General features: G+C 63.0%; 12 protein-coding genes. 7 read left to right on the top strand and 5 right to left on the bottom strand.

Annotation, left to right across the window (positions count from 1 at the left end):
• Positions 1-89: 89 nt before the first annotated feature.
• From IB241_RS27225 to pilG, 4 genes are read right to left on the bottom strand one after another with little or no spacing between them, the layout of a single operon-like run.
• Positions 90-2,141: a methyl-accepting chemotaxis protein gene (locus tag IB241_RS27225; protein WP_192301263.1), complete on the bottom strand. Its 2,052-nt coding sequence runs from the start codon at positions 2,139-2,141 to the stop codon at positions 90-92.
• Positions 2,138-2,662: a chemotaxis protein CheW gene (locus IB241_RS27220; RefSeq protein WP_192301262.1), complete on the bottom strand. Its 525-nt coding sequence runs from the start codon at positions 2,660-2,662 to the stop codon at positions 2,138-2,140. The genes IB241_RS27225 and IB241_RS27220 overlap by 4 nt, the downstream gene beginning before the upstream one ends.
• Before the next feature lie 12 nt (positions 2,663-2,674).
• On the bottom strand, positions 2,675-3,040 hold the full coding sequence (pilH, locus tag IB241_RS27215) for a twitching motility response regulator PilH (RefSeq protein WP_034101258.1): 366 nt from the start codon (positions 3,038-3,040) through the stop codon (positions 2,675-2,677).
• A gap of 46 nt (positions 3,041-3,086) precedes the next feature.
• On the bottom strand, positions 3,087-3,494 hold the full coding sequence (gene pilG, locus IB241_RS27210; protein ID WP_026137140.1) for a twitching motility response regulator PilG: 408 nt from the start codon (positions 3,492-3,494) through the stop codon (positions 3,087-3,089).
• 239 nt (positions 3,495-3,733) lie between these two features.
• On the opposite strand from pilG, the gene gshB reads away from it, so the two are divergent.
• The 7 genes from gshB to IB241_RS27175 all read left to right on the top strand — a co-directional run bounded on the left by gshB (position 3,734) and on the right by IB241_RS27175 (position 9,785).
• On the top strand, positions 3,734-4,705 hold the full coding sequence (gene gshB, locus IB241_RS27205; RefSeq protein WP_192301261.1) for a glutathione synthase: 972 nt from the start codon (positions 3,734-3,736) through the stop codon (positions 4,703-4,705).
• A 104-nt stretch (positions 4,706-4,809) separates the two neighbouring features.
• The gene (locus IB241_RS27200) at positions 4,810-5,715 is read left to right on the top strand and encodes an energy transducer TonB (protein ID WP_192301260.1); all 906 of its coding nucleotides are present in this window, start codon (positions 4,810-4,812) and stop codon (positions 5,713-5,715) included.
• 186 nt (positions 5,716-5,901) lie between these two features.
• Positions 5,902-6,471 (top strand): YqgE/AlgH family protein, encoded by a 570-nt coding sequence (locus IB241_RS27195; RefSeq protein ID WP_192301259.1) that lies wholly within the window; start codon positions 5,902-5,904, stop codon positions 6,469-6,471.
• Positions 6,471-6,908: a Holliday junction resolvase RuvX gene (gene ruvX / locus IB241_RS27190; RefSeq protein WP_003195067.1), complete on the top strand. Its 438-nt coding sequence runs from the start codon at positions 6,471-6,473 to the stop codon at positions 6,906-6,908. The genes IB241_RS27195 and ruvX overlap by 1 nt, the downstream gene beginning before the upstream one ends.
• Before the next feature lie 73 nt (positions 6,909-6,981).
• Positions 6,982-7,488 carry a bifunctional pyr operon transcriptional regulator/uracil phosphoribosyltransferase PyrR gene (gene pyrR, locus IB241_RS27185; RefSeq protein ID WP_192301258.1) on the top strand — a complete coding sequence of 169 codons (507 nt, stop codon included), beginning with the start codon at positions 6,982-6,984 and terminating at the stop codon, positions 7,486-7,488.
• Positions 7,489-7,512: 24 nt separating this feature from the next.
• Entirely contained in the window at positions 7,513-8,517 is a 1,005-nt protein-coding gene (locus tag IB241_RS27180) for an aspartate carbamoyltransferase catalytic subunit (protein WP_192301257.1), read from the top strand.
• The gene (locus IB241_RS27175) at positions 8,514-9,785 is read left to right on the top strand and encodes a dihydroorotase (RefSeq protein WP_192301256.1); all 1,272 of its coding nucleotides are present in this window, start codon (positions 8,514-8,516) and stop codon (positions 9,783-9,785) included. The genes IB241_RS27180 and IB241_RS27175 overlap by 4 nt, the downstream gene beginning before the upstream one ends.
• A gap of 135 nt (positions 9,786-9,920) precedes the next feature.
• Here the strand turns inward: IB241_RS27175 and IB241_RS27170 are convergent, their stop codons facing one another.
• Complete coding sequence (locus tag IB241_RS27170) at positions 9,921-10,349, bottom strand: NINE protein (RefSeq protein WP_192301255.1); 429 nt, start codon at positions 10,347-10,349, stop codon at positions 9,921-9,923.
• Between the last annotated feature and the right edge of the window lie 16 nt (positions 10,350-10,365).

Genomic DNA, 10,365 nt, shown 5'->3' with positions numbered 1-10,365 from the left:
GGGTCAGCCGGCATCTGTATTGGCTGACCCACCGCATTCGCGAGCAAGCCCGCTCCCACACAAGCCCGCATTCACATTGGGATGGTATTTCAATCATCCACCTGCTTTGCGGCTGGGAGGGTGAAACCCGACACCGAACGCCGCAACTGGCTGGCCATCTTCGCCAGGTTGCCGATGCTCTCGGCGGTCGCGGTCGAGCCCGAAGACGTCTGGCTGGTGATCTGCTGGATCACGTTCATGGTCAGCGAAATCTGCCCCGCCGAAGACGTCTGTTGCTGCGCCGCATTGGAGATGCTCTGGATCAGCGCCGCCAGGGTTTTCGACACGCCTTCGATCTCTTCCAGCGCCACCCCGGCGTCTTGCGCCAGCCGCGCGCCGCGTACCACTTCGGTGGTGGTCTGCTCCATGGAGATCACGGCTTCGTTGGTGTCGGCCTGAATGGCGCGCACCAGGGTTTCGATCTGCCGCGTCGCCGCCGAAGAACGTTCGGCCAGGCGCTGCACTTCATCGGCGACCACCGCGAAACCACGCCCGGCATCCCCGGCCATGCTCGCCTGGATCGCCGCGTTGAGCGCGAGGATGTTGGTCTGGTCGGCGATGTCGTCGATCAGGCTGACGATGTCGCCAATTTCCTGGGACGACTCGCCCAGGCGCTTGATGCGCTTGGCGGTGTCCTGGATCTGCTCGCGGATGTTGTCCATGCCGTGGATGGTGTTGTGCACCACCTCGTTGCCTTTGTTGGCGATTTCCACCGAGCGCTCCGCCACCGCCGAAGATTCGGCGGCGTTGGCCGAAACCTGGTCGATGGACTGGGCCATCTGGTTGATCGCGGTGGACGCTTCGGCGATCTGCTGGGCCTGATGCTCCGAGGCCTGGGCCAGGTGCATGGCGGTAGCCTGGGTGTCCTGCACTGCACCCGCGACCTGGCCGGCGGTGAGGTTGATGGTGGCGACAAGGTCGCGCAACTGGTCGACCGAATAGTTGATCGAGTCGGCGATGGTGCCGGTGAAGTCTTCGGTCACCGAGGCGGTCACGGTGAGGTCGCCGTCGGCGAGGTCTTCGATTTCATCGAGCAGGCGCATGATCGCGTTCTGGTTGCGCTCGTTCTTCTCGGCGGTTTCGTGCAGTTGGCGGTTGGTCTCGCGCACCATCACCAGGCCGATCAGGATGATCGAAGCCAGCGCCAGCAAGCCCAGCACGTAGCCGCCGATGGTATCGAAGGTGCGCCCGCTGGCGAGGTTTTCAAACCCGGTGGCCAGGTGCGAGGCTTCATCGAGCAGGGTTTGCGAGAGGTTGAAGATGTTGCTCGCCGACGCACGCACCTGGAACAGTTGCGGCGAGGTTTCGAGGATTTCATCCACGGAGCCGGAGACAAACTCGAACAGCTCCGCAATCTCCGCCAGCCGCGCACGGGCGTCGCGGTCCTCGACCTGGGTGATGCGCAGCCCGGCGTTGCCCTGGAGCATGCCGTTGAGCACCTGGCCGAAGCGGTTGGCATCACGGCCAAACGCATCAGCGGCCTGCACAGCGGTTTCGTCGCCGGCGAGCACGGTGTTGACCGCACCGAGGATGCGTTCGGCGAGCAGCGATTGGCGCTGGGCCAGCGCCACCTGGCTGGCCGGGGCGCCGCGTTGCAACAGGATGTCGACGACTTTTTCCGACTCCATCTGCAATTGCGGCACGGTTTCGGCGAGGGTCGCGGCCACCTGGTGCAGGGACAGCACGGTCTGTTCGCTGGCGAGGATCGCGTCGGTGTTCTTCAGCAGCGCTTCCCAGTCGGTCTGCACCGCACGCATCTCGGCGCGCACCGCGCTGGGGGCGGCGGGCAGGCCGGTTTGCGGGTCGCCTTTTTTCAGGTAGCCCCAACGTTGGGCGAAGTCGTTGCGCGCCTCGCCGAGCAGCTTGAACGCGGCGGCTTTGCCGGCGGCGGCTTCGGTGGCGTTCTTGGCGATGCGCTGGGACAACACGCGCAATTCACCGGCGTGGCCGATGTACTGCTTGTCGTAGGTGGACTGGGTGTTGAGGTAGGCGAAGTTGGCAAACAGCAGCATGATGAACACGATCAGCGCGATAAACAGCACGATGATCTGTGAGCGGCTGTGCGAGGCGGCCTGGGGTTTGGGCGTGGTAGCGGTGGTCATGCGGCGACATCCATGAAGCCAGGGGCCTGGGCCAGGGCGAAGGGGCTGAAGACCTGCCATGGCTGATCGCCGTCGAACTGGCCTTGGATAAACGGCGCGCCGGGGGTGACGTTCACCCGCAATGCGTCTTGTGCGAAATGCTGCATGCCCACCACCTCGTCCACCAACAGCCCGACAAACAGGTCGTTGTATTCCACCACCAGTACGCGCCGTTGCTTGCTCGCCTTGGACAGCGCCTGGCCGAGGAACCCACCGAGGTCCATCACCGGCAACAAGCGTCCACGCAGATTAGCCACGCCCTTGACCCAGGTCTTGACCCCGGGCATTAAAGTGCAGCGCGGCTCATGCAGGACTTCGGCGACTTCGCCCATGGGCGCGACGAACCAGTGCGCGCCCACGCGAAAGCCGATGCCGCTCCAACCCTGCTGGCGGGTTTCCTGGGACGGCAGGTCGGCAGCCAGCAGGCGGCAGCGGCGGTCGATGTCCAGCAACAGCTCGAAGGCGGTTTGCGACTCGGTCATGATCGCCTGCCGTCAGCCGGCCAACACCTTGTTCAGGGTGGCGATCAGGGTGTCTTCATCCACCGGCTTGGTCAGGTAATCCTTGGCGCCCTGGCGCGCGCCCCAGATCTTGTCGGTTTCCTGATCCTTGGTGGTGATGATGATAATCGGGATGCCGTTGGTTTCCGGCTCCTTGGACAGCTGGCGGGTGGCCTGGAAGCCGTTGAGGCCCGGCATCACGATGTCCATGAGGACGGCATCGGGTTTTTCCTGGCGGGCCAGGGCCACGCCGTCTGCGCCGTTTTCGGCCTTGAGGACTTCGTGGCCATGCTTTTCCAACATGCCGGTCAATTTGTACATTTCAGTCGGCGAATCGTCGACGATCAGAACACGTGCCATGGTTTTCCCCACTAACTTGGTAGACGCCGGCCCTTGTGGGGCGGTGTCAGTGTGCTTGTTCTACTGCGGCGAAGGCAGGCACGTAGGCCTTGATCGCGCCCAGCAGTTCTTCCTTGCTGAAAGGCTTGGTCAAAAACTGATCGACACCGACGATACGCCCCTTGGCCTTGTCGAACAGGCCGTCCTTGGAGGACAGCATGATCACCGGGATCGACTTGAACGCCGGGTTGTTCTTCACCAGGGCGCAGGTCTGGTAGCCATCCAGGCGCGGCATCATGATGTCGACAAAAATAATGTGTGGGTGATGATCAACAATCCGCGCCAGGGCATCGAAACCGTCGATGGCCGTGATGACCTCGCACCCCGCGTTCTTCAACAGGGTCTCGGCGGTACGGCGGATCGTCTTTGAATCGTCGATCACCATCACTCTCAAGGCGTTGGAATGCTGTTCCATATCTGCTCTACCATCGCCACAGCGAATCGGTTTTCGGTGTGTACTGCCTGACGTCTCACAGGGTGAGTGCCGCAAGCCTTGGATCTCAAGGGCTGCTGCGCTGTGGCAGTCTTTTTAGCACAGTCTCCGGACGCAATCTATCGAGCAACCGGCCAGGTGGTTTTTCCTTGACCCACAACAGCCGCAGCGCCACTCTGACGCCACTTTTATGCGCCCTAATTTGCTAGAGGAAATCCCCCATGAGCGTTCGCGTCGGCATTGTCATGGACCCTATCGCCAGCATTTCCTATAAAAAGGACAGCTCGCTGGCCATGCTCCTGGCCGCCCAGGCCCGCGGCTGGACCTTGTTCTATATGGAACAGCGCGACCTGTACCAGGGCGACGGCGAGGCCCGCGCGCGCATGCGCCCGCTGCAGGTGTTTGCCAACCCCGAGAAGTGGTTCGAACTGGGAGACGAAACCGACAGTTCCCTGAGCGACCTGGACGTGATCCTGATGCGCAAGGACCCGCCGTTCGACATGGAGTTCGTCTACTCCACCTACCTGCTGGAGCAGGCCGAACGCGCCGGTGTGTTGATCGTCAACAAACCGCAAAGCCTGCGCGACTGCAATGAAAAGCTGTTCGCCACCCTGTTCCCACAATGCACGCCGCCGACCGTGGTCAGCCGCCGTGCCGACGTGTTGCGTGAATTTGCCGCCAAGCACGGTGATGTAATCCTCAAGCCGCTGGATGGCATGGGGGGTACGTCGATCTTCCGTCACCGCGCCGGCGATCCGAACCTGTCGGTGATCCTGGAGACCCTGACCGCCCTGGGCACCCAGCAGATCATGGGCCAGGCTTACCTGCCGGCGATCAAGGACGGCGACAAGCGCATCCTGATGATCGACGGCGAGCCGGTGGATTACTGCCTGGCGCGGATCCCGGCAGCCGGCGAGACCCGTGGCAACCTGGCGGCAGGTGGACGTGGCGAAGCACGGCCGCTGTCGGACAAGGATCGTTGGATCGCCTCCCAAGTCGGACCAACCCTGCGGGAAAAAGGCCTGTTGTTTGTAGGCCTGGACGTGATCGGTGAGCACCTGACCGAAATCAACGTCACCAGCCCGACCTGCATCCGCGAGATCGACAACGCGTTCGGCACCAATATCGGCGAAATGCTGATGGCCGCCATTGATGCGAAGCTTCAAGCGGCAAACTCCAAGCGGCAAGCTTAAGGCGGACCGCATCAAGACTTGCAGCTTGTAACTTGTCACTTGAAGCTAAAAACCAACATTGCGCTATCATGCGGCACCCACCAAACGCGTGATGTTGGTTTTTTATGCCCCCTCCGTCCGAACTGCCCCCCGAACTCTCCCACAGCAGGGTGCGCCCGGCTGATCGGCTCGGATTTACCCTGTTCCTGGCTGCGTTGATTCACCTGGCCCTGCTCCTTGGCGTGGGTTTCACCATGGTCGAACCCAAGCAGATCACCAGGACCCTGGAAATCACCCTCGCCACGTTCAAGAGCGAAAAGAAGCCCGAGAAGGCCGATTTTCTCGCCCAGGACAACCAGCAAGGCAGCGGCACCCTGGACAAGAAAGCGGTGCCCAAGACTACGCAAGTGGCGCCATTCCAGGACAACAAGGTCAACAAAGTCAGCCCACCGCCGACGCCCAAGCCCGAGGTCCAGCAGACGGTACCCAAGCCCACCGTGACCACCGTCGCGCCAAAACCGCAGAAAGCGCCGGTGCAACGCGAAAAAGCCAAGACCGAGCCGCAGCCCCTGCCCGTCAAGCCGGCGCCGACCTTCGACAGTTCAACGCTGACCGACGAAATCTCCAGCCTCGAAGCCGAACTGGCCAACGAACAACAGCTGTACGCCAAGCGCCCGCGCATCTACCGGCTGAATGCCGCCTCGACCATGCGTGACAAGGGCGCCTGGTATAAGGATGAGTGGCGCAAGAAGGTCGAGCGCATCGGCAACCTCAACTATCCGGAGGAGGCTCGCCGCCAGCAGATTTATGGCAATTTGCGCTTACTGGTGTCGATCAACCGCGATGGTTCGTTATATGAAGTGCTGGTACTCGAGTCCTCCGGCCAGCCCTTGCTGGACCAGGCCGCCCAGCGCATCGTGCGCCTGGCCGCACCTTTTGCACCGTTTACCGGCGACCTGAACGACGTCGACCGCCTGGAAATCATCCGCACCTGGAAGTTTGCCAAGGGCGACCGCCTCTCCAGCAACTAAATCAGACACTTGTAGTGAGCGGGCTTGCCCCGCGCTGGGCGGCGAAGCCGCCCCAATCCATTCACCTCGGTCTTTCTGAAACACCGCGGCGTACCGTTTGGGGCGGCTTCGCCACCCAGCGCGGGCAAGCCCGCTCACTACACGCCAGGCTTGTCAGTTCGCCCCTCCAACGCCACACTAGCGGACATGAAAAACGTCAGCCCGACCTACCTCAAGCACCAATTCCTGATCGCCATGCCTCACATGGCCGACCCGAACTTTGCGCAGACCTTGACCTACATTGTCGAGCACACCGCCAATGGTGCCATGGGGTTGGTGGTGAACCGCCCGCAAGAGCTGAACCTGGCGGACATTCTTGAGCAACTGCGCCCCGAGGCCGACCCGCCGGCTCGCTGCCAGGGCGTGCCGATCTACATCGGCGGGCCGGTGCAGACCGATCGCGGTTTTGTCCTGCACCCCACCGGGCCGAAGTTCCAGGCCACGGTCGACCTGGACGGCGTGTCGCTGTCCACGTCCCAGGATGTGTTGTTCGCCATCGCCGACGGCGTGGGCCCCGAGCACAGCCTGATCACCCTCGGCTACGCCGGCTGGGAAGCTGGCCAGCTGGAGGCCGAACTGGCCAGCAACGCCTGGCTGACCTGCCCGTTCGACGCCGACATCCTGTTCAACACCCCCGTGGAACTGCGCCTTGACGCCGCTGCGGCCAAGCTGCGGGTCAACCTCAGCCTGCTGACCAGCCAGGCGGGGCACGCCTGATGGCTTTGCGTCTGATCCTCGGTTTTGACTACGGCACCAAACAGATCGGCGTAGCGGTCGGCCAGGTGATCACTGGCCAGGCCCGCGAGCTGTGCACCTTGAAAGCCCAGAACGGCGTACCGGACTGGAACCAGGTCGAAGCCCTGATCAAGGAGTGGAAGCCCGACGCCGTCGTGGTCGGCCTGCCGCTGAACATGGACGGAACCCCAAGCGACATGTGCCTGCGCGCCGAAAAATTCGCCCGCCGCCTCAATGGCCGCTACAACCTGCCCTTCTATACCCACGACGAGCGCCTCACCACCTTTGAAGCCAAAGGTGAACGCCGCGACCGTGGCGGCCAGAAAGGCAGCTACCGCGACAACCCGGTGGACGCCATCGCCGCCGCCTTGCTGTTGCAGGGCTGGCTGGATGAAAACACCGCTTTATTTGAATCCTGACTGACGCGGCTTGCCGCGTCTTTTTACGTTTGAGCCCGGACCTTGCCTGCGCCAAGGTCCTGAAGGAGCCTGCATGAGCTTGCCGAACCCCGCCGAACTGATCAGCCAAATGGCCAAAAACCTCACGGCCCATCTGCAACACCGCGCCATCAGCGAGCCACGCTTCATCGGCATTCGCACTGGCGGTGTGTGGGTCGCCCAGGCATTGCTGGAAGCATTGGGCAGCGACGCGCCCCTCGGCACCCTGGACGTGTCGTTCTACCGGGACGACTTCAGCCAGAACGGCCTGCATCCACAAGTGCGCCCGTCGGCCCTGCCGTTCGAGATCGAAGGCCAGCACCTGGTCCTGATCGACGACGTGCTGATGAGCGGGCGCACCATCCGCGCCGCCATGAACGAACTGTTCGACTACGGCCGCCCGGCCAGCGTGACCCTGGTCTGCCTGCTGGACCTGGACGCCGGCGAATTGCCGATCAGCCCGGATGTGGTCGGCGCAACGCTGTCGCTGGAACCCCACCAGCGGGTAAAATTGTCCGGTCCCACGCCGCTCGAACTCGAACTGCAAGACCTTGCCCTTTAAACCGCCTTGTAAAGAGTCCCCGCGATGACGCCTCTAGATGCCAAGCGCCCGCTGCAGCTCAATGCTCAGGGTCAGTTGCAACATTTCTTGTCCCTCGACGGTTTGCCCCGCGAACTGCTCACCGAAATCCTCGACACTGCCGACTCGTTCCTTGAAGTCGGCGGCCGCGCGGTGAAGAAGGTCCCACTGCTGCGCGGCAAGACCATCTGCAATGTGTTCTTCGAGAACTCCACCCGCACCCGCACTACCTTTGAACTGGCGGCCCAACGGCTGTCGGCCGACGTGATCACGCTGAACGTGTCGACCTCGTCGGCGAGCAAGGGCGAAACCCTGCTCGACACCCTGCGCAACCTGGAAGCCATGGCCGCCGACATGTTCGTGGTGCGCCACGGCGACTCCGGCGCCGCGCACTTCATCGCCGAGCACGTGTGCCCGCAGGTCGCGATCATCAACGGCGGCGACGGCCGTCACGCCCACCCGACCCAGGGCATGCTCGACATGCTCACCATCCGTCGGCACAAGGGCAGCTTTGAAAACCTGTCGGTGGCCATCGTCGGCGACATCCTGCACTCGCGGGTTGCGCGCTCGAACATGCTGGCCCTGAAAACCCTGGGCTGCCCGGACATCCGCGTGATCGCGCCAAAAACCCTGCTGCCCATCGGCATCGAGCAATACGGTGTGAAGGTCTACACCGACATGGCCGAAGGCCTCAAGGATGTGGACGTGGTCATCATGCTGCGCCTGCAGCGCGAGCGCATGGCCGGTGGCCTGCTGCCGAGCGAAGGTGAGTTCTACCGCCTGTTCGGCCTGACCACTGCGCGCTTGGCCGGTGCCAAGCCGGACGCCATCGTGATGCACCCTGGCCCGATCAACCGTGGCGTAGAGATTGAGTCGGCGGTGGCCGATGGCACCCAGTCGGTGATTCTCAACCAGGTCACCTACGGCATCGCCGTGCGCATGGCCGTGTTGTCCATGGCCATGAGCGGGCAAACCGCACAACGTCAATTCGAGCAGGAGAACGCCCAGTGAAGCTCAGCATCCTCGGCGCCCGCGTCATCGATCCGGCCAGTGGCCTGGATCAAGTCACCGATCTGCATCTTGAAGCCGGCAAGATCATCACCATCGGCGCCGCCCCGGCCGGTTTCAGCGCGGTAGAAACCATCGACGCCAAAGGCCTGGTGGCCGCACCCGGGCTGGTCGACCTCAACGTCGCCCTGCGCGAGCCGGGCTACAGCCGCAAAGGCAGCATCCTCAGCGAAACCCGCGCCGCCGCTGCCGGTGGCGTGACCAGCCTGTGCTGCCCGCCGCACACCAAGCCGATCCTGGACACCTCGGCGGTGACCGAGTTGATCCTCGACCGCGCCCGTGAAGCCGGCAACTGCAAAGTGTTCCCCATCGGCGCCCTGAGCAAAGGCCTGGAAGGCGAACAACTCGCCGAACTGATCGCCCTGCGCGACGCCGGTTGCGTGGCCTTCGGCAACGGCCTGGAAAGCTTTCGCAGCACTCGCACCCTGTGCCGCGCCCTGGAATATGCGGCCACCTTCGACCTGACGGTGATCTTCCATTCCCAGGACCGCGACCTCGCCGAAGGTGGCCTGGCCCATGAAGGTGCCGTGGCCAGCTTCCTCGGCCTGCCCGGCATCCCCGAGACCGCCGAGACCGTGGCCCTGGCCCGCGACCTGCTGCTGGTCGAGCAAAGCGGCGCGCGCGCGCACTTCAGCCAGCTGACCAGCGCGCGGGGCGTGGCCCTGATCGCCCAGGCCCAGGCCCGTGGCTTGCCGGTGACGGCGGATGTGGCGTTGTATCAGTTGATCTTGACCGACGAAGCGCTGATCGACTTCTCCAGCCTGTACCACGTGCAGCCGCCCCTGCGCACCCGTGCCGACCGTGATGGTCTGCGGGCGGCGGTGAAGTCCGGGGTGGTCTCGGCGATTTCCAGCCACCACCAGCCCCACGAACGCGATGCCAAGTTGGCACCGTTTGGCGCGACTGAGCCGGGGATCAGCAGCGTTGAGCTGTTGTTGCCCCTGGCGATGACGTTGGTTGAGGAAGGCTTGCTCGATTTGCCGACGCTGCTGGCACGCTTGAGCGCGGGGCCTGCCGACGCCCTGCGCTTGCCGGCGGGTAAGCTCGCGGTGGGTTCGGCGGCGGATCTGGTGCTGTTTGACCCGGCCAGTTCCACCGTTGCCGGGGAGCATTGGCTGTCGAAGGGTGAAAACTGCCCGTTCATTGGCCACAGCCTGCCGGCGACGGTGCGCTACACCCTGGTCGATGGTCGGATCAGCTACCAGGCCTAAAGCGGGCAGGGTAAAAAATATGGGAGCGGGCTTGCTCACGAATGCGGAGTGTCAGTCGCTGAAGGTGCTGACTGATCCACCGCATTCGCGAGCAATCCCGCTCCCACATTTGCTTCTGTATATGCCTCTAGAGTCTCAGCGGCCGCCATTGCGCTCGGCATTACGCACTGAAATCTGCGTATTCAACGTCCAGAAGTCATACAGCACCCCCACCAGGAACAAGCCGCCGGTCAGCAGGTAGATCAAGCCGCTGATCCATTTGCCTTGGTACATGCGGTGCACGCCGAACACACCCAGGAACGTCAACAGCACCCAGGCCACGTTGTATTCGATGGGCCCGGCGGTAAAACGCAGGTCGGCTTCACGGTCCATGGCCGGGATCAGGAACAGGTCGATCAGCCAGCCAATCCCCAGCAAACCTAAGGTGCAGAACCAGATCGTACCTGTCACGGGTTTGCCGTAATAAAAGCGGTGCGATCCGGTGAAACCGAAAATCCAGAGCAGGTAGCCGATCACCTTGCTATGGGTGTCGGGCTGCGAAATTGCCTGTCGATAGGTGTTCATGGCGTACCTCTTTTCA

Origin of the sequence: Pseudomonas sp. PDM05 (assembly GCF_014851685.1) — a bacterium.
Classification (GTDB): Bacteria; Pseudomonadota; Gammaproteobacteria; order Pseudomonadales; family Pseudomonadaceae; genus Aquipseudomonas.
The sequence above is the reverse complement of the archived record's forward strand: the minus strand, read 5'-3'. Positions and strand labels throughout refer to the sequence as shown.